28 protein-coding genes and 1 tRNA gene are annotated in these 24,560 nt (G+C 57.6%); 18 read left to right on the top strand and 11 right to left on the bottom strand.

Going from position 1 to position 24,560, the window contains the following annotated elements; all coding sequences use genetic code 11:
• Positions 1–33: 33 nt before the first annotated feature.
• Positions 34–768, bottom strand: coding sequence for a GNAT family N-acetyltransferase (locus GOX75_RS09100; protein ID WP_171122290.1), 735 nt, complete (start codon positions 766–768; stop codon positions 34–36).
• Between the two features lie 97 nt (positions 769–865).
• A complete protein-coding gene (locus tag GOX75_RS09095; RefSeq protein WP_171122288.1) occupies positions 866–1,342 on the bottom strand; it encodes an outer membrane protein assembly factor BamE in 477 nt (158 codons plus the stop codon).
• A gap of 85 nt (positions 1,343–1,427) precedes the next feature.
• Here GOX75_RS09095 and GOX75_RS09090 point away from each other — a divergent pair, with 85 nt between their 5' ends.
• From GOX75_RS09090 to GOX75_RS09055, 8 genes are all read left to right on the top strand, one after another.
• Positions 1,428–1,964 (top strand): DUF177 domain-containing protein, encoded by a 537-nt coding sequence (locus tag GOX75_RS09090; RefSeq protein WP_171122286.1) that lies wholly within the window; start codon positions 1,428–1,430, stop codon positions 1,962–1,964.
• Between the two features lie 206 nt (positions 1,965–2,170).
• On the top strand, positions 2,171–2,377 hold the full coding sequence (gene rpmF / locus GOX75_RS09085) for a 50S ribosomal protein L32 (RefSeq protein ID WP_008756996.1): 207 nt from the start codon (positions 2,171–2,173) through the stop codon (positions 2,375–2,377).
• Between the two features lie 24 nt (positions 2,378–2,401).
• A complete protein-coding gene (gene plsX / locus GOX75_RS09080; RefSeq protein ID WP_171122284.1) occupies positions 2,402–3,490 on the top strand; it encodes a phosphate acyltransferase PlsX in 1,089 nt (362 codons plus the stop codon).
• Between the two features lie 21 nt (positions 3,491–3,511).
• Positions 3,512–4,483 carry a beta-ketoacyl-ACP synthase III gene (locus GOX75_RS09075; RefSeq protein ID WP_171122282.1) on the top strand — a complete coding sequence of 324 codons (972 nt, stop codon included), beginning with the start codon at positions 3,512–3,514 and terminating at the stop codon, positions 4,481–4,483.
• Positions 4,484–4,579: 96 nt separating this feature from the next.
• The gene (ihfA, locus tag GOX75_RS09070) at positions 4,580–4,882 is read left to right on the top strand and encodes an integration host factor subunit alpha (RefSeq protein ID WP_008755922.1); all 303 of its coding nucleotides are present in this window, start codon (positions 4,580–4,582) and stop codon (positions 4,880–4,882) included.
• 18 nt (positions 4,883–4,900) lie between these two features.
• Positions 4,901–5,515 (top strand): MerR family transcriptional regulator, encoded by a 615-nt coding sequence (locus GOX75_RS09065; RefSeq protein WP_171122280.1) that lies wholly within the window; start codon positions 4,901–4,903, stop codon positions 5,513–5,515.
• A gap of 61 nt (positions 5,516–5,576) precedes the next feature.
• Positions 5,577–5,653, top strand: a tRNA-Pro gene (locus GOX75_RS09060).
• Positions 5,654–5,714: 61 nt separating this feature from the next.
• Entirely contained in the window at positions 5,715–6,794 is a 1,080-nt protein-coding gene (locus GOX75_RS09055; RefSeq protein ID WP_171122279.1) for a 2'-deoxycytidine 5'-triphosphate deaminase, read from the top strand.
• On the opposite strand, the gene GOX75_RS09050 is transcribed toward GOX75_RS09055, so the two are convergent.
• From GOX75_RS09050 to argS, 6 genes are all read right to left on the bottom strand, one after another.
• Positions 6,791–7,033, bottom strand: a complete 243-nt coding sequence (locus tag GOX75_RS09050) for a hypothetical protein (protein ID WP_171122277.1) — start codon at positions 7,031–7,033, stop codon at positions 6,791–6,793. The two genes, GOX75_RS09055 and GOX75_RS09050, sit on opposite strands and share 4 nt — an antisense overlap.
• Positions 7,034–7,097: 64 nt before the next feature.
• The gene (scpB, locus tag GOX75_RS09045) at positions 7,098–7,754 is read right to left on the bottom strand and encodes an SMC-Scp complex subunit ScpB (RefSeq protein WP_171122275.1); all 657 of its coding nucleotides are present in this window, start codon (positions 7,752–7,754) and stop codon (positions 7,098–7,100) included.
• Positions 7,747–8,541: a ScpA family protein gene (locus GOX75_RS09040; protein WP_171122273.1), complete on the bottom strand. Its 795-nt coding sequence runs from the start codon at positions 8,539–8,541 to the stop codon at positions 7,747–7,749. Before GOX75_RS09040 ends, scpB begins: the two co-directional genes overlap by 8 nt.
• On the bottom strand, positions 8,531–9,538 hold the full coding sequence (nagZ, locus tag GOX75_RS09035; protein ID WP_171122271.1) for a beta-N-acetylhexosaminidase: 1,008 nt from the start codon (positions 9,536–9,538) through the stop codon (positions 8,531–8,533). Before nagZ ends, GOX75_RS09040 begins: the two co-directional genes overlap by 11 nt.
• On the bottom strand, positions 9,535–10,599 hold the full coding sequence (locus GOX75_RS09030; RefSeq protein ID WP_171122269.1) for an SPOR domain-containing protein: 1,065 nt from the start codon (positions 10,597–10,599) through the stop codon (positions 9,535–9,537). The genes nagZ and GOX75_RS09030 overlap by 4 nt, the downstream gene beginning before the upstream one ends.
• An 88-nt stretch (positions 10,600–10,687) precedes the next feature.
• Positions 10,688–12,433 carry an arginine--tRNA ligase gene (argS, locus tag GOX75_RS09025; protein WP_171122267.1) on the bottom strand — a complete coding sequence of 582 codons (1,746 nt, stop codon included), beginning with the start codon at positions 12,431–12,433 and terminating at the stop codon, positions 10,688–10,690.
• A gap of 132 nt (positions 12,434–12,565) precedes the next feature.
• Here argS and GOX75_RS09020 point away from each other — a divergent pair, with 132 nt between their 5' ends.
• Positions 12,566–13,117: a hypothetical protein gene (locus GOX75_RS09020; RefSeq protein WP_171122265.1), complete on the top strand. Its 552-nt coding sequence runs from the start codon at positions 12,566–12,568 to the stop codon at positions 13,115–13,117.
• Here the strand turns inward: GOX75_RS09020 and GOX75_RS09015 are convergent.
• Positions 13,099–14,271, bottom strand: coding sequence for a deoxyguanosinetriphosphate triphosphohydrolase (locus GOX75_RS09015; protein WP_171122263.1), 1,173 nt, complete (start codon positions 14,269–14,271; stop codon positions 13,099–13,101). The genes GOX75_RS09020 and GOX75_RS09015 overlap by 19 nt on opposite strands.
• A gap of 76 nt (positions 14,272–14,347) precedes the next feature.
• Between GOX75_RS09015 and GOX75_RS09010 the strand changes: the two genes are divergently transcribed.
• Complete coding sequence (locus GOX75_RS09010) at positions 14,348–14,671, top strand: iron-sulfur cluster assembly accessory protein (RefSeq protein WP_171122261.1); 324 nt, start codon at positions 14,348–14,350, stop codon at positions 14,669–14,671.
• Positions 14,672–14,953: 282 nt separating this feature from the next.
• Positions 14,954–15,733: an exodeoxyribonuclease III gene (gene xth / locus GOX75_RS09005; RefSeq protein WP_171122259.1), complete on the top strand. Its 780-nt coding sequence runs from the start codon at positions 14,954–14,956 to the stop codon at positions 15,731–15,733.
• 4 nt (positions 15,734–15,737) lie between these two features.
• On the opposite strand, the gene GOX75_RS09000 is transcribed toward xth, so the two are convergent.
• On the bottom strand, positions 15,738–16,889 hold the full coding sequence (locus tag GOX75_RS09000) for an FAD-dependent monooxygenase (protein WP_171122257.1): 1,152 nt from the start codon (positions 16,887–16,889) through the stop codon (positions 15,738–15,740).
• A gap of 70 nt (positions 16,890–16,959) precedes the next feature.
• Complete coding sequence (gene dksA / locus GOX75_RS08995; RefSeq protein WP_171122255.1) at positions 16,960–17,382, bottom strand: RNA polymerase-binding protein DksA; 423 nt, start codon at positions 17,380–17,382, stop codon at positions 16,960–16,962.
• Between the two features lie 373 nt (positions 17,383–17,755).
• On the opposite strand from dksA, the gene GOX75_RS08990 reads away from it, so the two are divergent.
• The 7 genes from GOX75_RS08990 (at position 17,756) to GOX75_RS08960 (ending at position 24,557) form a co-directional block, all read left to right on the top strand.
• The gene (locus GOX75_RS08990; RefSeq protein WP_171122253.1) at positions 17,756–18,601 is read left to right on the top strand and encodes a MoxR family ATPase; all 846 of its coding nucleotides are present in this window, start codon (positions 17,756–17,758) and stop codon (positions 18,599–18,601) included.
• Between the two features lie 117 nt (positions 18,602–18,718).
• A complete protein-coding gene (locus GOX75_RS08985) occupies positions 18,719–19,168 on the top strand; it encodes a GNAT family N-acetyltransferase (protein ID WP_171122251.1) in 450 nt (149 codons plus the stop codon).
• Positions 19,165–20,529, top strand: coding sequence for a DUF2927 domain-containing protein (locus GOX75_RS08980; RefSeq protein WP_171122249.1), 1,365 nt, complete (start codon positions 19,165–19,167; stop codon positions 20,527–20,529). The genes GOX75_RS08985 and GOX75_RS08980 overlap by 4 nt, the downstream gene beginning before the upstream one ends.
• 3 nt (positions 20,530–20,532) lie before the next feature.
• Complete coding sequence (locus tag GOX75_RS08975; protein ID WP_171122247.1) at positions 20,533–20,703, top strand: hypothetical protein; 171 nt, start codon at positions 20,533–20,535, stop codon at positions 20,701–20,703.
• 3 nt (positions 20,704–20,706) lie between these two features.
• A complete protein-coding gene (locus tag GOX75_RS08970) occupies positions 20,707–21,891 on the top strand; it encodes a VWA domain-containing protein (RefSeq protein WP_171122245.1) in 1,185 nt (394 codons plus the stop codon).
• 171 nt (positions 21,892–22,062) lie between these two features.
• Positions 22,063–23,784 carry a hypothetical protein gene (locus GOX75_RS08965; RefSeq protein ID WP_171122243.1) on the top strand — a complete coding sequence of 574 codons (1,722 nt, stop codon included), beginning with the start codon at positions 22,063–22,065 and terminating at the stop codon, positions 23,782–23,784.
• 83 nt (positions 23,785–23,867) lie between these two features.
• A complete protein-coding gene (locus GOX75_RS08960; RefSeq protein WP_171122241.1) occupies positions 23,868–24,557 on the top strand; it encodes a M48 family metallopeptidase in 690 nt (229 codons plus the stop codon).
• Positions 24,558–24,560: the final 3 nt, after the last annotated feature.

Below are 24,560 nucleotides of genomic sequence, written 5' to 3'. Positions count from 1 at the left end.
GCTAAACCGGCAGGGCCAAGGCGTCAACGGCGATTACCCGACAACCGCGCGCAACAGCCGCTTTCGCGCCGGAGGGATCGCACTAATCTCAAGCCCGGTAAAGACGTGGAGCGTATTCATGTGGCGATCGACAACAGCGTGATCGCTGACCCAGCCGCCCATCATCAGATAAGTGCGCAGCAACGGCGGCATCCGCAGCATTGCCTTCTTGGCATCGGGCCTGCGTCGCAGCCTTGCGGCAAAGCGGAACACATCGGGCGCCTTTACGCGCGGCAACCAGCGCTTTGGGGCCAGGTGGCGATGTTTCAGCATGGCAAACGCGTCCAGATATTCGGAAGTTTCTGTCCCGGCAAACGATGAGCAACCGAACAGCATTTCCACATTGTTTTCGTCCACATAGGCGGTCATTGCCCCCCATGCGACGCGCAGGATATCGGGGTCAGTCCAGTCAGGGTGAACGCAGAATCGCCCCATCTCGACCATACGTCCGGTGAATCCTTCAAGCGCCGAGAGGTCATAGAACTGGGCGGAATAGCTGCGGCTGATCTCGGACCCCTGATCCATCGTTAGCATCCGAAAGCAGCAAACCACTTGCCCCTCGGCGCGCGTATCCTCGACCAAAATATGTGCGCAGAGAGGATCGAAACCGTCCTGATCCACCTGTTCTGTTCCAAAGGCCAGCGTCCGCAGTCCCTGCGCCGCCGCAATATCCTGCGGCGTTCGCGCCAGACGCGCGCGGTACCGGCCGTTGCCGAGCAATAGTGCCATGGTCGCACCTCCGCGGTTGCAGACCCGTTTCTTCCTGCTGCGTGACTATCACACTATGTGTGACCATCGTGTGACTGCGACAAGAACTGGCTTCAAATTAATTGGTCGCGCCGGGAATGTTCGCAGGGTTGAAGTTGCCAATGTTGCCAAGCAGTTGACGCAGGAAGCCCCGACCCTCGATACTGGAATCGGTCACGCGGCGATCCAACTGAACGACAACTCCGTCCTCAAGCCCGTAGCGCTCGATGTTGCGGACGACGCCGCGCTGATCAAAGCTGATCGCGACCAGTTGACGTTCGACGACTTCGGGGCGTTTTGGGCCGTAGTGACGGACTTTGGAACGCACATAGTAATAACCGGAATCCCGCACCACGCCGGACGACGTTGGCGCGCCGACGGCTTCGACCACGCTGTCGCGGGTGTCTACGCCGACTTTGATCTCGGCCAATTCTTCTGGTGTGGGGACATACCCGTGATTCTCGAAAACAGGCGTACACGCACCAGCGACAACCAGACACGCCCCAAATACAAGCGCTTTGGACGCTGGTTTCAACCTGTTCACAACCTTCAACATTCACACCCTCTTGCCTTGGCCCCTTGCGGACCCTATCCGATTACATCAAACCGCAGCCCCGGTTCAACACAGGAAAGGGTCACGAATGAGCAACCAGACTTCTCTGCGGGTCGCAGACCTGCCCCAGAACACGCCAACCGCCTTTGATCTGCGCCCGGATGCCAGATGGCTGGACGTGATCAAAGAGGATCTTGGCCTGCTCGGATTGCGCAAACTCAGCTTCGTGGGCGAACTGCGCGCGCAGGGCAAACGGGACTGGGCCTTGACCGGTAAATTGGGTGCAACGGTCATTCAGCCGTGCGTCGTGACATTGGAACCGGTCACGACTAGGATCGACACGCCAGTATCCCGCATGTTTCTGGCAGATTGGTCAGACCCGGACGAAGAAGAGTTCGAGATTCCCGAAGGCGACGACTCGGAACCTTTGGGAGCAGAGATCGACCCGGCGCAGGTCATGATCGAGGCGCTGTCGCTGGCGCTGCCGCAATACCCGCGCAAGGACGGTGCGGAACTGGAACAAGCCGACTATACTGAACCGGGCAAACAGGCGATGACAGATGAAGACGTCAAACCCTTTGCCGGGCTTGCCAGTTTGCGCGATGCGATGAAAAAAGACGAGTGACACCGCGCAGATTTCCTGTCATAGCACGCCGTCAGAAAAATCGCTTGAACATGTCGAGAATCGCAGTATTTTCGCGCGCTCATCGGAATTTGGGTTGGACATTGCGGGGCTCGTCCCCTAAACGCGCGTCAAACCACGAGAAAAACGAAGAATGAAACCCGGCCCACAGCGAATCTGTTGGCCCTTAGTAGACAAAGGTTGAGACCATGGCTGTCCAACAGAACAAAGTTTCCAAGTCGCGCCGCAACAACCGCCGCGCACATGACGCTCTGGTTGCTGCAAACCCGAACGAATGCCCCAACTGTGGTGAGCTGAAGCGCCCGCACCACGTCTGTGCGTCCTGCGGCCACTATGATGACCGTGAAGTCGTCGCTCAGGCCGACGAAATCGACCTGGACGAAGACGCGGCCTAAGCCTTTCTTAGTGCAGGCCAAGGCATGACAGATAAGCCCAAGCACGCCGGACGGATTACCATTTCGGTTGACGCAATGGGCGGAGATTCGGGGCCTGCCACAGTTGTGGCAGGCATTGCGCTATCAGCGAATAAGAACCCCGACATTGCCTTCGTTCTGCACGGGCCCGAAGCCCTGCTGCGCAAACTTGTCGCCAAACGACGTGTCCTGAATGGGCGCGTCGTTTTTCGTGATTGCCCCGATGTGGTCACGATGGAAGACAAGCCTAGTCAGGTTGTTCGCAACGGCAAGCAGACCTCGATGTGGTCGACGCTGGAATCGGTCCGTCAGGGTGAGGCGCATGGCGCCGTGTCCTGCGGCAATACCGGCGCGCTTATGGCCCTATCCATGATGCGGCTTCGCAAACTGCCGGGCGTGAACCGTCCGGCGATTGCGATTCTGTGGCCTTCTCGCAACCCGCAGGGCTTTAACGTGATGCTGGATGTCGGCGCAGATGTACGCGCCGACGCCAAGGACCTGCTTCAATACGCGCTGATGGGCGCGTCCTATGCCCGCAACGGCATGGCGTTGGAACGACCCCGCATCGGATTGCTCAACGTCGGAACGGAAGAGCACAAAGGCCGCGCCGAATTGAAAGAAGCGCATTCGATGATCGCGGACTTCGCGGATCAGGCCAGCTTTGACTTTGTGGGCTTTGTCGAGGGCAGTGACATTCCCGGAGATAAGGCGGATGTCGTTGTAACCGATGGGTTTACCGGCAACGTCGCCATCAAAACCGGAGAGGGCACCGCTAGCCTGATCGGTGACCTGCTGCGCGAGGCGTTCAAGTACTCTCCGTTGTCCCGCCTGGCCTCTGTGCTTGCAATCACTTCGCTGAATCGCCTCAAAAAGCGTATCGACCCGCGCCGTGTGAATGGCGGAGTTTTTCTGGGTCTGAACGGGACAGTGGTCAAGTCACATGGCGGCGCTGACGCGACAGGGGTATCAGCGGCGGTAAAACTGGCCTTCACCTTGGCCCAATCGGGCTTTGCTGAAAAATTGGCGGCACGGGTTGCATCCACAGCCGAGCTTGCACAAGATGCCGCGCACGCACCGCCGAAAGCGGGCGAATAACAAAAAAGGCAGTACCTCAGGATGGCAGGCCGGTCAGTTGTAGTTGGTGTCGGACATTATTTGCCAGAGCGCATTGTTCCGAATTCCGAGTTTGAAAAGACGCTCGATACGACGGATGAGTGGATCAGAACCCGCTCGGGTATCGAACGGCGCCACTTTGCCGCAGACGATGAAACAACGTCGGATATGGCAACCAAGGCCGCCGAAGCCGCGCTGGCAGATGCTGGCCTGACGGCTGACGACATTGATGCCATCGTTCTGGCAACTTCGACGTCGGACCTGACCTTCCCTTCTGCCGCCACCATGGTGCAGTCGCGGCTGGGTATGACCAGGGGTTTCGCCTTTGACGTTCAGGCCGTGTGCGCCGGGTTTGTCTATGCCCTGACCAACGCCAACGCCCTGATTCTGTCGGAACAGGCCAAGCGCGTGCTGGTCATCGGGGCCGAGACATTTTCGCGCATCATGGACTGGACTGACCGATCGACCTGCGTGTTGTTTGGCGACGGTGCAGGCGCGCTGATCCTGGAGCGTCAGGAAGGCAACGGAACCTCGGACGACCGGGGCATTCTGGCCACCGATCTAAACTCTGACGGGCGCTACAAGGACCTGCTTTATGTCGATGGCGGTGTTTCCACTCAAACCACCGGCTTTCTGCGGATGAAGGGTAACCAGCTATTCCGCCAAGCTGTTGAACGTTTGACGTCAACTGCCGAAAATTGCTTGAAAAAAGCCGGTTTAGGTCATGAGGATGTGGACTGGATCGTCCCTCATCAGGCAAATATCCGCATAATTCAGGGCACCGCCAAGAAGCTGGGCGTTCCGATGGATCATGTCGTTGTTACGCTTCAGGACCACGGCAATACTTCGGCCGCTTCGATTCCGCTTGCGATGTCAGTGGCAAAGCAACGCGGTCAGTTCAAACCGGGCGATCTGCTTGTGACTGAGGCAATCGGTGGTGGATTGGCATGGGGTTCAGTCATCCTGCGGTGGTAACAGGCGCAAAACGGCTTACACACACGACTGCAATTCATTGATATTGACAGTGAATTTGCCCTGACCCTATGCTTTACCATCAATAGGGGAATAGGCATGGGCGACAAAACACTGACCCGAATGGATCTGAGCGAGGCCGTCTTTCGAGAAGTTGGCCTTTCACGCAACGAAAGCGCGCAACTGGTTGAAAGCGTTCTAAACCATATGTCCGACGCGCTTGTGCGTGGTGAGCAGGTCAAGATTTCGTCGTTCGGCACGTTCAGTGTGCGCGACAAAACTGCCCGTATCGGCCGCAACCCCAAAACCGGTGAAGAAGTTCCAATTCAGCCGCGCCGCGTGCTGACCTTCCGCCCGTCGCACCTGATGAAGGATCGCGTCGCCGCAGGAAACCGTAAATAAGATCAGGACAGCAGGGTCATGAGCAAGTCCCCAGACGCCTTTCGCACAATCAGTGAAGTTGCGGATTGGCTGGGTGTGCAAGCTCATGTGCTGCGATTCTGGGAAAGCCGTTTCAGCCAGGTAAAACCGGTAAAGCGCGCAGGTGGTCGTCGGTACTATCGTCCGAATGACATGCGGCTGCTTGGTGGTATCAAGAAACTGCTGCATGAGGATGGCATTACCATCAAAGGCGTTCAGCGCATCCTTCGGGAACAAGGTATAGCGCATGTCGCTTCGCTGTCGCAGGGTCTCGACGAAACGGCACAACCCGATCCGATCGCTGACAATAACGTTGTTGTTCCATTTGCAACCAAGCCAGCCCCTGCCCAAGAGCAGATTACGCTGGATCTGGAGGCGGCCAAGCCACCTGAACCTGCGCGACCGGAACCGGCTCCGGTCGTCGAAACATCACAAAATGACGCCCCTCAGCAATCCGAACCAGAATATCTGGATGAAGCACCGCTGATGGGGGGCATTGCGACTCAGGCGTGGAACAGAACGGATTTCGACGACAGTCTGTTGCGCCAAATCGCACCGGTCGCCAAAGAGCTGCGGGCCGTGCTGGATCGAATTGAAAACCGATCGGCGGGATAAGAAAAAAGGCGATGATTTCCTCTTGCCCCTGCCGGGAAAGTCTTTATGAACACCCCAACGTCGGGCTATGGCGCAGCCTGGTAGCGCGTCCGTCTGGGGGACGGAAGGTCGCAGGTTCGAGTCCTGCTAGCCCGACCAAATCACACCGACGTTTATGGCAGACAGGCCAGATCCCGCTCTGGCAACAGGGGGGATCGGAATGACAGGCGTATGTCCAAACCAGCAGATCGAAGGCATGATTGCGCGCGGTGAGATTACCGCCGAGCCCGCGATCATCGACCCGCAGGTGCAGCCGGCCAGCCTGGACTTGCGCCTGGGAACAGTGGCTTACCGCGTACGCGCATCCTTTCTGGCGGGCGAAGGACGCTCAGTCGCCGACCGTTTGGCCGAGTTCGAGATGCACCGGATTGATATCAGCCATGGCGCGGTTCTGGAAAAGGGCTGCGTTTATCTTGTTCCGTTGATGGAATCACTTGCCCTGCCCGACAGCATAACCGCAGTCGCCAATGCCAAAAGCTCGACCGGGCGACTGGACTTGTTGACCCGCACCATCACCGATGGCGGGACCGAGTTTGACCGGGTGCCCGCAGGGTATTCTGGCCCCTTGTATGCCGAAATCTGCCCCCGCTCGTTCTCGGTTCTTGTGCGGCCGGGTATGCGGCTGAATCAGATTCGCTTCCGCGAGGGTCAAGCGGTGCTGAGCGACGCGGAACTGACTGCGCTGCACAATGACTCGCCACTTGTCGATGGGCCTGCAGTCATTCAGGACGGGTTGGGTTTTTCGGTCGATCTGCAACTGCCGGACACCGATCTGGTCGGCTATCGCGCCAAACCGCATACTGGTGTGATCGACCTTGACCGGATTGGAGAATACGACCCACAGGAATACTGGGAGGAGGTGCGTACCACCGATGGCCGCATCATCCTTGATCCCGGTGCGTTCTACATTCTGGTCAGCCGCGAGGCGGTTCATATTCCGCCCATGTACGCTGCGGAAATGGCCCCTTACCTGGCCATGGTTGGCGAATTCCGCGTGCATTATGCTGGTTTCTTCGATCCCGGGTTCGGACATGCCGCTGCTGGCGGCGCGGGATCGCGCGGCGTTCTGGAAGTGCGCTGCCACGAAGCCCCCTTCGTGCTGGAGCACGGGCAGGTTGTCGGACGGCTGGTGTATGAGAAAATGACCGAAATGCCCACTCAGCTTTATGGAGCGGGTATCGCCTCAAACTATCAGGGACAGGGCCTGAAACTGTCCAAGCATTTCAAAGCAGTCAGCTAGAACTTTATGAAACGGCGCATCTGACGGGTCATCCGCTGCGCCTGCTTCATATTCTGTTTCTGCCGACTGGCGTTCTGCTGCATGTGACGGTCAGCCGTTGGGTCAGCTTTGGCGTTTGGCTGTTTTCCGGATTGGCGCCCCACACGACCTGCCATGTCAAAGCCTTTGTCCACACCCTTACTGACAAGGCGGCGCATAACCTGACGCACAATCATGTCGATCAGTCGATTGGCATTCATCGCTTAACTCCGTCTTCCAGATCCGAACATAATCCTTTGGCGCCGCGACAAAAGGGACGCTCGATCACTCTTCCTCGAACAGTTCGGTCTGATCTTCGTCATCTTCGCCATCCTGCCCTTCCCCTAAGGGCATTGCACCCGGTGGCGGTCGGTTTTCCAGAAGGCCCGCAGCGCGCAATTCCTTGAGCCCTGGTAGATCGCGCGCATTCTCCAGACCGAAGTGGTCCAAGAATTGCGGGGTCACAACAAAGGTCACCGGACGCCCAGGGGTCATGCGGCGACGGCCCAGCCTGATCCACTCCATCTCAAGCAACTGATCAATGGTGCCACGCGAAACGGAAACACCGCGGATTTCCTCAATCTCGGCCCGTGTACAGGGTTGATGATACGCGACAATCGCCAGTGTCTCGATAGCGGCACGGCTGAGTTTCCGCGTCTCGACCGTTTCCTTTTGCATCAGGAAACCTAAATCGGGCGCGGTGCGAATCGCCCAAGCCTCGCCCACACGGACCACGCGGACACCGCGCCCTTCGTATCGTTTATGCAGCAGTTCAACAGCTTGCGCCGCGTCGCTGCCATGGGGCATCCGGGCCTCAAGATCGGCAATCGTCACCGGTTCGGCGCTCGCGAACAGCACAGCCTCGACCATCCGCTCCTGTTCGGCCAACGGAGGGGCCTCGAACAGGGTGCCGGTGCCTTCGTCTTCGGGGGCGTCAGTCACGTGTTTCGGTCCTCTTACGCAGGTGGATCGGAGCAAAAGTCTCGCTTTGCTTGATCTCCATATGTCCTTCTTTCACCAACTCCAGCGAGGCCGCAAAGGTCGCCGCCGTGGCCGAGCGCCGCCGCACCGGATCGGCGTCCCAGCCGTCGGGCAGGTAAGTCTCCATATCCGTCCATGTCCCGGCAAAACCGATCAGCGGGCGCATCCGTTCCAGCGCCTGCTCCATCGTGAAGACGGCGTCGCGGTCCATGACAAAGGGGCGGAACTCATCCCGGGTGCGGATACGGGCATAACCCTGCATCAGATCCAACAGCGTGGCCGAGTACGTCACGGTACGGATACGCGTGATATCCTCGCCCTGCCCGCGTTTGAAGAAATCGCGCCCCAGTTGGTCCCGCGCCATCAGACGGGCGGCGGCGTCGCGCATCGCTTGCAGGCGTTCCAGTTGGAAAGCCAGATGGGCGGCCAGTTCCTCGCCCGACGGTCCTTCGTCATCCGGGTCGGGTGGCAGTAAAAGGCGGGATTTCAGAAAGGCCAGCCACGCTGCCATGACCAGATAGTCCGCCGCCAGCTCGATACGCAGCGCACGCGCCTTTTCGACAAAGGTCAAGTACTGCTGCGCAAGAGCCAGAACCGAGATCTTCCGAAGATCAACCTTTTGCGTCCGCGACAGGGTCAGCAAGACATCCAACGGGCCTTCAAACCCGTCGACATCAACGATCAGGGCTTCGGCCGCAAGGCGATCCGCGACCGAGACCGGGTCTTCGCTGAAAAGGTTATCGTTCATACACCTGCCCGCCCATTAGGGCAGATAGTTCAGCCTCAGCCGCAGGGATGTCAAGTTCCGCTGGCTTCTGCCGCATCGACAGCGCCTTTTCCGCGCGGGATTGTGCCCGGTCGGTCATGTCTCCGGCAGCCTTCAACACGCGTGCCCGGGCGTCGAACGATCCGTTGCAATGCAGAACCACGTCGCACCCTGCGTCCAGCGCCTGACGCGCGATATCCTCTGGCGCGCCGCTCAGAGCTTTCATCGAGATGTCGTCGGTAATGATCAGCCCGTCAAAGCCAATTCGGTCGCGGATCAGTTGGATCATCACGGATGAAATCGTCGCTGGCTGGGGATCAATCTGATCATATACCAAATGAGCGGTCATACCCATCGGCAGGTCGTTCAAAGCGCGGAACGGGGCAAAGTCGTCGCGGTTCAACTCATCCAAAGGCAAATCCACGTGGGGCAGATCATGATGGCTGTCCATGGTTGAAAGACCATGGCCGGGCATATGCTTGATCACTGGAAGCACACCACCATCAAGATGCCCTTTGGCGACAGCGCGCCCAATTCTAGAAACCTGATCCGGATCGGAACCATAGCAGCGGTTTTGCAGGAAAGGATGAGTATCCTCGCGCGCCAGATCGACCATAGGGGCACAGTTGCTGTCGATCCCCAGCTCGAATAATTCCTGCGCGATCAGCCGATACCGCAGATACATTGCACGCTCGGCCTTTTCGCCAGAACGTGTGGTCTGATCCAGTGGCGGCATCCATTCGCGGGCGATTGGGCTCCGCAGGCGCTGCACGCGGCCACCTTCCTGATCAATGGTAATAGGACAATTGCGGCCCACCGCCTCTCGGAAGTCGTCACATAGGGCGCGTACCTGATCAGCCGTGTCGATATTGCGGGCGAACAAAATGAACCCAAACGGGTTCATCTCGCGGAACAGGCTTTTTTCTTCATCCGACAGGCGCAGGCCTTCTGCGTCAGTGATTGCAGCGCCAAACGTCAACGGGCGGCAACCGGGATGCAGTCAGCGCCTTCCGCCTGGAGGGCCGCGCAGAATTGACGCGAGTCGCTCAGGTCATCGAACCCCAATACACGAAGCCGGTAAAAGGTGCGCCCACCGCTTGAGGTTTTCTGTATTACACGCTGTTTTCCTGCCATATATTCGCCAAATCGGCCGTTCAGACGATCCCATTCGGTGCGGGCCACATCAGAACTTTCATATGCACCAAGCTGGGCAAGGCGCGTTCCCTTTGACAGTGCGTCAGGGTCCACATCCAGACCAACCGCCGCTTTGACGGCTGCGTTGATTGCGTTCTCGGTTGTACTGTTCGGTGTAATCGCCGCCGGTGTCGTCCGCGCCGGGCGCGTAATCGGGCGCAGCGAACGCCGGACGCCGGGCAAGGCCGCCAATTCCGGGTCGGGTAGCTGAGCCGCCAGATCGGCAGGGTCAATCGCAGGCTCTTCTTCCGGGATAACCAACGATGCCAGTTGCACGCCCTGCTCTGCCGGGGTGTCGGTTGCAGTATTTTCATCTGCAAGTTCTGCAACCAACGCGTCCACCGCGCTCTGGCGCATTTGGGCAGCTTCCTGATCAGAAATCTCTTCCTCAACCAGATGCACGGCTTTGGTCGGCTTCAACGCTTCGACCGGTGTGTCTTCATCAGCTAGCGAAACCGGGCGCGGTGCAAGGATCAGTCGATCCGCAGGCGGTGCAGCCGTTCCAACCGCAGCAACAGCATTGACGGCCAATCCCTGATGATCCGCCGGAGTTCCGCCGGGGTTTTCAGGCTGAATCCTCATCGGCCCTTCCAAAGCGCGCACAACGGGCACTCCGCTCACGTCCCTCATCACAAGCTTGTAACCCCAGATGCCGATACCAGCGACCAAAGCCAGCGACGCGACTGCGCCCAGCGTATTTACGATACGCCCCAACCCCGCTGTCTGCGGTGCCGCTTCATATTCCAGCATGTCATCGGAATATTCGGACCCATCCTGAGGATGCGGTTGATTCGTGTAATGCATCTGCTCGGGGCGCATTTGCCCCGAGTAATCGTAATTCGCCATGTCCGCCTCACTGCCCGTTTCGCGCCAGAAAATAAGGCGCGCGAGTCATTTCTTGCCTACCTCGTACCGGCGGTTCGGGCGATATTTGTTACCGCATCTCCTGCGCCGGAGTAACGCCAAGAATACCCAAGCCCGCTGAAATCACAACAGAAACGGAACGGGCGAGTGCGATTTTTGACTGACTTGTGTCAACATCGCCATCCTGAATGAACCGAAGCTGAGTTTCGTCGTTCCCCTTGTTCCACAAAGCGTGAAAATCCCCAGCTAATTCATACAGATAGAAGGCAATGCGGTGCGGTTCGTTGGTTCGCGCGGCAATTTCGACCAGACGTGGCCATTCGGCCAGCTTCTTGGCAACAGTCAATTCCGAAGCATGATCAATCTTGCTCAGGTCCGCGCCTGCAAGGGCGGTATCATCGGCGTCAATCCCGGCCTCAGCCGCGCGACGCAGAACGCTCATTACGCGGGCATGGGCATATTGCACGTAGAACACCGGGTTCTCTCGGCTTTGCTCCAGCACCTTGTCGAAATCGAAATCCAGGGGCGCGTCGTTCTTGCGGGTAAGCATGACAAAGCGGGTCACATCCGGCCCGACCTGATCGACCACGTCGCGCAGGGTCACAAAGTTCCCTGCCCGTTTGGACATCTTGAACGGCTCGCCATTCTTCCACAGCTTCACCAACTGCGTCAGCTTGATATCCAGCGGTACCTTGCCATCGGACAGCGCAGAAACGGCGGCCTTCATACGTTTGACATAGCCGCCGTGATCCGCGCCAAACACGTCGATCAGCGCGTCAAAGCCCCGGCTCACCTTGTCATAGTGATAGGCAATATCAGGGGCGAAATAGGTCCATGAGCCGTCCGATTTCTTGACCGGGCGGTCAACGTCGTCGCCATGTTCGGTCGATTTGAACAGGGTCTGCTCGCGCGGCTCCCAATCCTCGGGCTGTTTGCCCTTGGGCGGCTCCAGAACGCCTTCATAGATCAGGCCCTTGTCGGTCAGCGCTTGCAGCGCAGATTCAATCCGGCCCGTGCCATAGAGCGACTTTTCCGAGAAGAACACGTCCATCTCAACGCCCAGCGCCTTCAGATCTGCGCGGATCAGGTCCATCATCGCGTCTGTGGCAAAATTGCGCAGATCGTACAGCCATTCGCTCTCGGGCTTGTCGATCAGGCTGTCGCCGTATTTCTCTTTCAGCGCTTCACCGATCGGGATCAGATAGTCGCCGGGGTATAGCCCCTCGGCGATCTCGGGGCTCAGGCCATTGGCCTCGCGATACCGCTCATAAGCGGACCGTGCCAGCACATCCACCTGCGCGCCACCGTCGTTAATGTAATATTCGCGCGTCACGTCATGACCCGAATAGGCCAGCAAACTCGCCAAGGCATCGCCGAACACCGCACCCCGCGTATGACCCACGTGCAGCGGGCCGGTCGGGTTGGCCGAGACATATTCCACGTTCACCTTCTGCCCAGCCCCCATGGTCGAGCGGCCATAGTCAACACCCTTTTCAAGCACAGCAGCAAGCACGCCCTGCCAAACCGAAGATGCAAGCCGCAGGTTCAGGAAACCCGGCCCGGCCACCTCGGCACTGGTGATCCGATCGTCGGCTGCCAGTTTCCCGGCCAACACCTCGGCAATGTCGCGCGGCTTCATCTTGGCCGGTTTCGCCAGCACCATCGCCGCGTTCGTGGCCATATCGCCATGCGCCGCATCACGCGGAGGTTCAACCGCCACGTTGTCGAAGTTCAACCCCTCGGGCAGAGCACCTTCGGACTGCATCTGCGCCAGCGCGTCCAACACAAGGCCGCGGATCTCGGAAAACAGGTTCATTTCGGATGTCCTTTTGCTTGCCCGGCGGTTTATCACGCAACACAGCAAGGTCAATGGATGCCTAAAGTTTGACCTTGGTTTGGACGCAATCCTCGCTACAGTCGGCCCGAAACGCCCAATCGGAGTCCATTCATGCGCCTTGCATTGCCCCTGACCCTGTTTTTGTCCTCAGCTCTGTCCGCCTTGGCCGAGATGCCAGCCCCGCAAGGTCATGTGCTGGTGACACTGGGCGGCGCAGTAAGCGAAACAAACCTGCCCGCCCGGGGCGAAAACGACGGCGGCCTTCTTGGGTTTCTTGAAGTGACCCATGATGGGGCTGCAGGCTTTGATGCCGCCTTGCTGGACAGCCTGCCTCAGGTCAAGATCACCATCCTCTACGGCTCGCCCGAACATCAGCGCGACTTTACCTTCAGTGGCCCCCTGTTGTCAGAGGTCATGACAATGGCTGGGGCCGAAGGCAAAACCGCACGCCCCATGGCGATGGACGGGTATCAGGCGGAAATCCCGTGGGACAGCATTTCGACTTACCAACCCATACTGGCCACCCACGCCGATGGCGCACCGATGGGCATTGGCGGATACGGCCCCACCATGATCGTATTCCCGCCTTCACAGAACCAGGACGTCGCCGACGAGCAAGCCGGTCAACAGGTCTGGGCATTGGCTTACATCGAGGTTGAGTGAGCCGCAGTCAAAGGTTTACCCGTCAGCCGTGCATGATCCTGAATCGCAAACCGGTCCGTCATTCCTGCGATGTAATCTGACACGATCCGCGCCAGAGAGGTCTCATCAGCCGCAGCCTCGATATCTGCATGCCATCGTTCGGGCATCTGCTTGGGGTCGTTCAGGTAAATTGGGAACAGTTCTTCTACAATCCGGCTGACTTCGGTGCGCACCTCCATCACCGAAGGCGCTCGATACATTCGGGTGAACAAAAACGCCCGGATTTCTTTCAACTGCGCCCATAGCCCGTCCGAGAACCGGACAACTGGGCGGCCCAGATCGCGAATTTCTTCCACGGACTGCGCCCCTGACTCGGCAATCAACATTGCAGAGGTGTCGATGACGTCCGACACCATCACGCCAAACACACGCCGCAAAGCCTCATGCCTGCGCCGGTAGGGATCAAGCGCTGGGTATTTGCGATCGACCCCGGCATAACACTCACCCACGATTGGCAGGCATTGTATTTCCTCATCGGTGAACAAGTCAGCCCGCAGGCCATCCAACAGGTCATGGTTGTTATAGGCGATATCGTCCGAAAGGGCGGCTACTTGAGCCTCGGCGCTGGCGTGGGTGTGCAATTCCAGATCGAACGCCTCAGTGCATTCAGCCAACGCCCAGGGCAACGCGCCCGATACGGGGCCGTTGTGCTTTGCGATCCCCTCCAACGTCTCCCACGTCAGGTTACAACCATCGAACTCGGCATAGTGCCGTTCCAATTTGGTGACGATCCGAATGGCCTGCGCGTTGTGATCAAACCCGCCATAAGGCTGCATGATCGCGTGCAATGCGTCCTCACCCGTGTGCCCAAACGGAGTGTGACCCAGATCATGGGCCAAAGCCACTGCTTCGGTCAGTTCCGGGTTCAACGCCAAAGCCCCGGCAATGGTCCGCGCCACCTGCGCGACTTCAATGGAATGCGTCAATCGCGTGCGATAGCTATCCCCTTCATGCTCAACGAAAACCTGCGTTTTGTGTTTAAGCCGTCGAAACGCGCTAGCGTGAATGATCCTGTCCCGATCCCGCTGAAAGCATGACCGGAAACTGCTTTCTTCCTCTGGCACCAGACGCCCTCGTGCGCGCGCTGGGTCAGATGCAAAACCTGCTCTTTCCAAAGGTCTTGTCCTTGTCGCCTGCCATTGCGTTTTCTATATGGTAGAGTGAGAAAGAAATAAACCTTTGGAGTGCGGCATGAATCTGCCCCCAACAGTCACTGAACGCGCCTTTGAACGTCTGGCCGAAATCGGCGCCGCCGATCAAGGACAAGCTTTACGCGTCGCGGTGGAAGGCGGCGGCTGTTCCGGGTTCCAATACGAAATTGCACTGGATGAGCCGAAGGATGACGACCTCATCCTTGAAGGCAAAGGTCAGAAGGTCATCGTTGATTCTGTTTCTCTGCCGTTTCTGGAAAACGCCGTCATAGATTTTACCCAGGAACTGATCGGCGCGCGGTTTGTAATCGACAATCCCAACGCAACTTCATCATGTGGCTGTGGTACGTCTTTTTCGATGTAGTCGCCGGTGGGGGCTTTGCCCCCACACCCCCAGGATATTTTCAACCAGATGAAGCAGGGATCCGCTCTCCGACCCTTCCGCCGGAGAGCTTCACCTGGCGCGGCCATCGGCGTCCCCGCCTGTTCCGCACGGCACTAATCGCAGAAATTGGTTAACGATCCGTTTCTTCATCTGGCTTAAAATATCCTGGAGCGCGAGGCAGAGCCTCGCATCCCTCGCCCTCCGACTTGCCGATGGGTTCATTCTGCGCAATAGGTTGCCAAAGGCTTCGGAGGATCGCGTATGAAAATCGCCACGTTCAACATCAACGGCATAAAGGCGCGGGCCGAAGCTCTTCCACGCTGGTTGGACGACGCTCAGCCAGACGTTGTGCTGCTGCAAGAGATCAAATCTATTGATGAAAACTTCCCGCGCGAAATGTTCGAGGATCGCGGCTACAACGTCGAAACCCACGGCCAGAAAGGCTTTAATGGCGTTGCGATCCTATCCAAATTCCCTCTTGAAGATGTGACCCGCGGATTGCCCGGTGATAAAACTGATGAGCAGGCCCGTTGGATAGAGGCCACGGTTGTCGGGAAGAAAGCGTTACGCATCTGTGGGCTGTACCTGCCGAATGGAAACCCTGCCCCCGGGCCAAAATACGAGTATAAACTGGCTTGGATGGAACGCCTTTACCACCGGGCGCAAGAACTGATTGCCAGTGAAGAACCCGCGTTGATGGCAGGTGATTACAATATTATTCCGCAAGCTGAGGACGCAGCACGCCCCGATGCCTGGCGTGAGGATGCCCTGTTTCGACCCGAAAGCCGTGAGGCATTTCGAAAAATCTTGAACCTTGGATTTACCGAGGCGTTCCGTGCGCGAACTCAAGGCCCAGGACATTATTCATTTTGGGATTATCAGGCAGGCGCGTGGAACCGGAATGACGGAATACGCATCGACCATTTTCTACTGACACCCCAAGCAGCCGATCTGATGCGGGATTGTCGGATCGACTCCGAAATTCGTGGGCACGAGAAACCATCTGACCACGTTCCGGTGTGGATAGAACTCGACCTCTGAAGGGCTAGCTGGTCGCGTCGTAGCTGTAAACCCATTCATATTTGCGGGCCAGTTTTGGACCGGCAACCTTCAACGCCATTTGCGCGGCCAACCGCATTGGTCCGCGCAAATGAAAGTTTCGAGCGTTGGAACCGGCCGCTGCAACGACCTTGCGCGCTCTGGACCGGCGTAGCGTCTCATAGGCCTGCAGCGCCTGTGACACGTCGGATTGTTCGTCGAATGACCGGACTAATATCCAGGCATCCTCTAACGCCAGACACGCCCCTTGTGCCATGAAAGGCAGCGTTGGATGCGCAGCGTCGCCCAAAAGAGCCAGATGTCCGTTTTGCCAATTTTCGGCAACAGGGCGCAGAAACAAGGCCCACAGATAGGTTTCTGTCACCTTCTCGAATTTATCGCGCACGCCGCCTCCGAAATCCGAAAAACGCGCACGCAAGTCACCTGGGTCGCCTTGCAGTCGCCACCCTTCCTGCTGCCAGTCCGACCGCTCTTCGACTGCAACGATGTTCATCAGGGACTGATCCCGCAATGGATAGGTCACCACGTGACGCCCTGGCCCCATCGTCAAAGACGCGCGCGGAACGTCGCCTTGAGGGGACCACGGGATCGTTGCGCGCCAAGCGACCTGACCGGTGAATTGCGGCGTTTCGGCCCCGTTCAGGATCGAGCGGAGAATACTGCGCCCTCCATCACTTGCTATAGCGCACTCGCATCGCAGGCGCTCGCCGTCGTTCAGTACGACCTCGGCCTCGGCCTGGTGCTTTGTGACGCTCGAAACCCGAGCGCCCAATCTTATCCTCACGCCAGCACGCACAGCTTCGCTGTGCAGAATGTCCAGAAGATCAGCGCGGTGAAAATAATAAGTTGGACCGGATGCCGGGCCCGGAAGGTGGCTGATCACGCGGCCGTTTCGATAGTCCCTAAGGGTTGTGCCTTGCGACAACTGCCCGATCTCCAGCGATTTGCCTGCAATACCCAGTGCACGCAGAACGGTCACGCCATTGGCGCTAATCTGAAGCCCCGCGCCGACCTCTGTCAGCGCTGGCGCCTGCTCAAGCACCGTGACATCTGCCCCGCGCTGCCGCAGCGCCAATGCACTGGCCAGGCCGCCTATTCCGCCGCCGATCACAACAAAACTGAGACCGTCAATATTCATGTTCAACGCTTAACGCAAAAACGCCGGAGCGACAGGCCCCGGCGTCTGAGATTATTGAATTCTTCAGCGATTAATCGTCGCGGTGGACTTTCTCGCGGCGTTCATGACGCTCCTGTGCTTCCAGCGTCATTGTTGCAATCGGACGCGCATCCAGACGCTTCAACGAGATCGGATCACCGGTCATCTCACAATAGCCATACTCGCCTTCGTCAATCCGGCGCAGGGCCGAGTCGATCTTGGCAACCAGCTTGCGCTGGCGGTCACGGGTACGCAGCTCCAGCGCGCGGTCGGTTTCCTCGCTTGCGCGGTCGGCAACATCAGGGATGTTTCGGGTGTTGTCTTGCAGCCCCTCAATGGTATCACGGCTGCCTGCCAAAAGTTCGCTTTTCCAGTCCAGCAACTTACGGCGAAAATACTCCAGTTGCTTGTCGTTCATAAATGGTTCGTCTTCGGCTGGACGATAATCTTCGGGCAGAAATACTTCCTGCTTCATTTTTGCTCCCTCGGTGTGGCCTGCAACGCCGAGTGCTCTCTCTTCACCAGACATGAGGCATTCCCTTCTGCGGAGCGTTTATCTGACGGCGCGAGGATTGTCACTATGCAAACGTGTCGGCGGCACCATGTGACCCTGTGTCGTCTAAATATGAGACATAAAACAACAAAACGTTGTTTTTCTGTGAAACTCACCGGGCGATTTCGTGGCGTAAGTTAAAAATTTTCCACGACCTGAAAGGCACCGAATCGTGCCAAGCATTTAAGTTGCTTGGAAATTTGGCGGCACGCGACGCTGCGACCTGCCTTGTCAAAATTCCTGTGCCGCGATAACCCCATGTTGCAATTACCGCGCGACACTTGATGAGGGGCCGATGACCGCACGATTCCAAGGAACAGCAGAATATGTTGCCACTGACGACCTAACGATAGCGGTGAACGCCGCCGTGACGCTGGAACGTCCGCTGCTGGTCAAGGGCGAGCCGGGCACAGGCAAGACCGAATTGGCCAAACAAGTCGCCGGGGCGTTGGGCCTGAAGATGATCGAGTGGAACGTTAAATCGACCACGCGCGCGCAGCAGGGTCTGTACGAATACGATGCGGTAAGCCGTCTGCGCGACAGCCAGTTGGGTGACGAGCGGGTTCAGGACGTGTCCAACTATATCCGCAAGGGCAAACTATGGCAGGCGTTTGAAGCCGACGAAAAGGTCGTGCTGCTGATTGATGAAATCGACAAGGCCGATATCGAATTTCCCAACGACCTGCTGCAGGAACTCGACAAGATGGAGTTCCACGTCTACGAGACCGGCGAAACGATCCGGGCCAAGAACCGCCCCATCGTGATCATCACCTCGAATAACGAAAAGGAACTGCCCGACGCGTTCCTACGCCGCTGTTTTTTCCACTACATCCGGTTCCCCGACGAAACCACGATGCGCCGTATCGTCGAAGTGCACCATCCCGGTATCAAAGACGGGCTGCTGACCACCGCCCTGACACAGTTCTACGAAATCCGTGAAACGCAGGGGCTGAAGAAAAAGCCGTCGACCTCCGAGGTGCTGGACTGGCTCAAGCTGCTTCTGGCCGAGGATCTGACGGCCGAGGACCTCAAACGTGACGGTGCCAACGCTCTGCCCAAGCTACACGGCGCGCTGCTGAAAAATGAGCAGGACGTGTATTTGTTCGAACGTCTGGCGTTCATGGCCCGCAGCAAACGCTGAGAGATGTGAAGTTCCGCTGATCGACGCTTGCCTTATAGAAGGCCGGGTGTCAGCATCAGCGCAGAGGCGTCCGGGTCTGTCCGGACGCTTGCTCACGTTACGAATGGGACATGTTGCTTGCCTGATACTCTTACAATTCGCGCATTGAGGCCCGAAGATCGCCCGGAATGGCAAGAGATGTGGCACGACTATCTGGCGTTCTATGAAACAACTGTTTCAGCCGAGATTTACGACAGCACCTTTGCACGTCTGCTGGCGGACGATCCGCACGATTTTTCCTGTTTCGTCGCCGAAAAAGACGGGCAGTTGATTGGTCTGACCCACTACCTTTTTCACCGCCATGCATGGAAAGTGGAAAGCGTATGTTATCTGCAAGACCTCTTTGCCCGACCAGAGGCGCGTGGGACAGGTGTGGGACGGGCCCTGATTCAGGCCGTTTATGACGAGGCCGACAGAGAGGGTGCTCCGTCCGTTTACTGGCTGACACAGGAATTCAACCATACGGCGCGCAAGCTGTATGACCGTATCGGCAAGGAAACGCCCTTTATCCGGTATCAACGCCCATGATGCGATGGGCGGTAATCCTTTTTGGGCTTGCCCTGGTCGGGTGTACTGCGGTTCCCCCGCCCCAACCGCCGACACGTGTGAACGCGGTTGAAGAAATCCTGCCGCCTGTCAAGGCCTTCACGGCGTCGTACCCCACCGCCCCATCGCGGTCGAACACCAATATCGCGTCGGACTTCGTCAACCTGCATTTCGCGTTGGAAAGCGGCACCCCGCTGCCCGTGTTGACGCGGTTCGAAGGACCGGTAACCCTGCGTTTGACGGGCACACCGACCCCGTCCATGCAGCGTGATCTGACCCGGCTTCTGACCCGTCTGCAACGAGAGGCCAGGATTGACATCCGCCAGATTTCAGAGGGTCAGGCCAACATCACGGTCGAGGCCGTAAGTCAGGACCAGATTCACGATATTCTGCCGAACGCGGCCTGTTTCGTTGTCCCCAACTCATCCAGCTTTGAAGAATACAGCCGCGATCGCCGCAAACGGAAAAGCAGTTGGACCGCCTTGCGCAACCGGGAACGGATAGGAATTTTCATACCATTCGACGTCAGCCCGCAGGAAAAACGAGATTGCCTGCATGAAGAGATCGCGCAAGCACTGGGGCCGCTGAACGACCTGTATCACCTGCCAGATTCCGTCTTTAACGACGACAACATCCACACCGTTCTGACCGGTTTCGACATGTTGATCCTGCGCGCAACTTATGCCCCCGAACTGCAAAGCGGCATGACGCGCGAACAGGTCGAGGCCGCCATCCCCGATATCCTGTCGCGGCTGAACCCGCGCGGGGACGCGATCCAACCGCACCCCATCACTGAAACCCCGCGCGAGTGGGTCAACGCCATTCAAAAATCCGTCGGTCCGGGGCCCGGATCGCGCAAACGCTTTCGCGCCGCGCAAAAAGCTGCCCTGATAGGTCAGGAACAGGGATGGACGGACCACCGCCGCGCCTTTCCCTATTACCTGATGGGACGCATGGTGCAGTTCGACGATCCGCAGCAGGCTTTGCTGCACTATGACGTCGCCCTGCAATTTCTCCGCGCCAACCCGGGCACCGAGGTACACCGCGCCTATGTCACGACCCAAACCGCCTCTTACGCGCTGGCCCAGGGGAAGGGTTCCGAGGTTCTGCCCGAATTGGACAAGGCCATCGACGTGATGACACGCGCTGAGAATGCCTCGCAACTGGCTACTTTGTTGCTGCTGAAGTCAGAAGCGCTCAGTCAGACTGGGCGGCTTACGCAGGCACGTTCCGTCAGGCTGGACAGTCTAGGATGGGCGCGCTACGGCTTCGGCTCAGAAATAGTGGTCAGGTCGCTGGTGCAGGACGTTGCCGAAGCCCCTGCAAACAACAAAGGCGGGTAACGCATGGTAGTGGTTCTGGGCATGGCAATCCTTGGGGCTATCCTTGGGGCATTGACCGCGCGCAAGCGCAACGGCAGCACGGCGGATATTGCCCAATACGCAGCAGGTTACGGCATTGCCTTTGCCTTGCTCGGCCTTGTACTTTCCCTCATCCTTGTTCGTCTGGTGGTCTAAGCCATGTTCCTGCCCTTCTTCGAAAATCTCCGCAAAGCCGGTATTCCCGTTTCACTCCGCGAGTACCTCACTTTTCTGGAGGGTATGAAAAAGGGCCTCGCGACCTATGACGTCGAGGCGTTCTACTATCTTGCCCGCGTGTCGATGGTGAAAGACGAACGCAACATCGACAAATTCGACCAGGCATTTGCCGCAAGTTTCAAAGGGCTGGAAGAAATCAGTTTTGATCAGGTTTTGGAAGCCGTCGACATCCCGGCCGAGTGGTTGGCGAAGATGGCCGAAAAGCACCTGTCAGACGAAGAAAAGGCCGAAATCGAGGCGCTTGGCGGGTTTGACAAGCTGATGGAAAAGCTGCGCGAGCGGCTCAAGGATCAGGAAGGCCGCCATCAGGGCGGCAACAAGTGGATCGGCACCGCAGGAACATCACCGTTCGGGGCCTATGGCTATAACCCCGAGGGCGTGCGTATCGGCCAGAAGGAAAGCCGCCACCAGCGTGCGGTCAAGGTCTGGGACAAGCGTGAATTCAAGAACCTGGATGACACGGTTGAACTGGGAACGCGTAATATCAAGGTGGCCCTGAAGCGCCTGCGCCGTTGGGTCCGCGAAGGTGCGGCGGATGAGCTGGACTTGGACGGCACAATCCGCGCCACGGCCGAGCACGGCTATCTGGACGTCAAAACCCGGCCCGAGCGTCACAATGCAGTCAAAGTCCTACTGTTTCTGGACGTAGGCGGATCAATGGACCCGCATATCAAGGTGGTCGAAGAACTGTTCTCGGCTGCGCGGACCGAGTTCAAACATCTGGAATACTACTACTTCCACAATTGCCTGTACGAAGGCGTCTGGCGGGACAATGTACGTCGTTGGGACCAACAAACCCCGACCCACGAGGTGCTGCGGACCTATGGCCCGGACTACAAGTGCATCTTTGTCGGGGATGCATCCATGAGCCCGTATGAGATCGCCTATCCTGGCGGCGCGAGCGAGCACTGGAATCAAGAACCCGGTCAGGTCTGGCTGCAACGGGCCCGCGAGCAGTGGGCATCGCATCTTTGGATCAATCCGGTGCCCGAGAAGTATTGGCAGTACACCCACTCGATCAATATGGTCCGCGAGATATTCGAAGACCGCATGGTGCCAATGACATTGGCCGGGCTGGAACAGGGAATGAAGGAACTGACACGATAGGTCTTTTGGACTTTCGTTCCCAGCCGATGCGGTTTCCGATCTCGAAACAATATGGCAAATTTCAGGAAAAAATCCGGAAATCGCAGCCCCTGTAGAAACAATCCCCCTTAGTCCGGCCAGGATTCCCAAATCCGTAGTATATTGCGAAGTGGTTAAGGCTGGGGGGCTAAAATGACCAAGTTTCGTTTCCGCGCATTTCTTACGACCATTGTTACATCTGCTTCTTTGATCCTGACATCTGGGGCCGTTGCCACGTTTGCACTTGCCCCAGACGCTGCATTTGCCAAAAGCGACAAGGCAAAAAGCGCAGGGAAAGGTCGCGGCAAAGGCAGCGGAAAAGGAAAAGCTGGAAAAGGCAACAAAAACAGCAAGACAAGCGAATACGGGAAAAGCCGGGATAAAGCCCGAAAGAACAATTCCTTTCAGAACTTGTTCAAAAAGAACAACGGCTCGAATAAAGCCAAAAGCAAGCCTAAAAACGGAACCACGCAAAGGGTTTCGTTTTCAGAATTCGGACGCGAGTTCAAACGGGACGTAGAAGAATTGTTTGGAACGCGCTCAAGCTCTCGGTCGAATCGCGGTTCGAAACCGGTCAAAAAGTCATACCGACAAGCCTCGATAGACCCGGTAGATCGGTCGCCGCGCCCGGTGGCACGGTCCACGGGGGCATATACATGGCATCAGGATGACGGGGATCTGAAACCGCCAAAACGGCGCAAGCGCGATCCTCTTGTTGCGTCGATTACCGATCCATATGGCTCGGACAAGTTGCGCAACTTGAACGCTTCAAATGCGGCAGCGCCTGCTTTCCGAAATGCGTCACCGAACAGTAATGTCGGAAAGATCGCGACCTATCAGGCCGAAGCAACCGAGTATTACGATCTGCGCGCCGACCTATACGAGGCGCGCCGTGATTTGCGCGACCTCAACGAAGGATATGATGGCCGTTCGAGCTATGAAATTGCTGATGACATCGCCGGGCTTGATCCAAGTGACCCGGACTATGATGAGCAACTAGATGAGCTGGAGGCTGAACTGCGCGAAGCTGAATTGTACGAGGAAACACGCGACGACCTTCGGCAGGATGTCAAAGACTTGTCATACGAGACCAAGGATGCGTTGGCCGACGCAGAATCCGCCTTTTTCGAAGCATCAAAAGGGCGCACTCTGACCCGCAGCGCGTTGGGTGAGTTTCACGAAAATATTGATCTGCCACAACCAAAAGATCGCCTTCAGGACGACGTGACGATTCAGCCGGTGCCCTACGACCCTGACTATCACCGCTATTCTGATAACCATGCGTATTTTGCCAAAGACGCCGCTTATATTCTGCGCTACGACGACGTCGAATACCCGCACAAAAAGGGCTGGAACCGTTACAAACGCGATCCGCTTGTCGCCGCGATCACGGACCCTTACGGATCGGACAAGTTGCGGAACCTGAACGCCTCAAACGCGGCGGCTCCTGCGTTCCAGAATGCGGCACCCAACAGTAACGTCGGAAAGATTGCGTCCTACCAGTTTGAGGCATCCGAGTATTACGAACTGCGGGCTGAGCTATACGAAACAAGGCGCAACTTGCGGGCATTGAACGAAAACTACGGCGGTCGCAGCAGCGATGAGATTGCAGACGACATTGCCGATCTCGACCTTGGTGATCCGAATTATGACGACAAGCTGGATACTCTGGAACGAGAGTTGCTTGAAGCGGAGGCGTATGAGGAAATTCGGGACAATCTGCGTGCTGATCTCAAAGACCTGCGGGTCAATACATTGGTCGCCCAGAAAGAGGCCGAGTATGCATTCTTTCAGGCGTCCAAGGGCGAGGTGTTGACCACAGACACTCTTTCCGACCTGCATGATAACCTAGACCTACCCACGCCCGTCGAGTGATCGGACACACAGCTATGGTCCCAAACCGGCAAAGCAGGAACTTGTGGCTTGTCTAGTTCGCGCACGCGGCCCATATCTGAATTATGCTTCGCCTAACCCCAATATTGCTGGCAATCGCCTATGCCGTTGTCATGTATCGAATTTCCGTCTGGCGCACCCACCGGGAACTGGACGCCAAGTCAACAGAACTGGCCGACCCCGCTCTCAAACGCATGACGGATCGGCTTGCGGCGGCGCTGGGGATCGACCGCGTGCCGGTTTATATCTACGAGATTGACCCGGTGAACGGGCTTGCCGCACCGGATGGGCGAATTTTCATAACACGCGGATTCTACCGTAAATTCAGCAATGGTGAGGTTTCGGCCGAAGAAATGGCCAGCGTGATTGCGCATGAACTTGGCCATGTTGCGCTAGGCCATGCCCGGCGCCGCATGATTGATTTCTCGGGGCAGAATGCGCTTCGGGCGGCGTTGATGATGTTGCTGAACCGTTTCATCCCATTCATTGGAGCGTGGATCGCAAACATGCTCACCCATCTTCTGGCATCACGACTGTCGCGGGGGGACGAGTATGAGGCCGATGAATACGCCGCCGCATTGCTGACCAAGGCCGGAATCGGGATCGAGCCGCAAAAGTCCCTGTTTCACAAACTCGAAGATCTGACGCAACAACGCGCAGGTGTGACCCCCGCTTGGCTGATGAGCCATCCCAAAACCGATGAGCGTATTGCGGCGCTTGAAGTGCTTGAACAGCGTTGGGGCGCGGGCGGATAGGCT

Origin of the sequence: Ruegeria sp. HKCCD7251 (assembly GCF_013031165.1) — a bacterium.
Taxonomy (GTDB): domain Bacteria; phylum Pseudomonadota; class Alphaproteobacteria; order Rhodobacterales; family Rhodobacteraceae; genus Ruegeria.
Note: the sequence above shows the minus strand (reverse complement) of the source record. Positions and strands in the feature narration are given on the sequence as shown.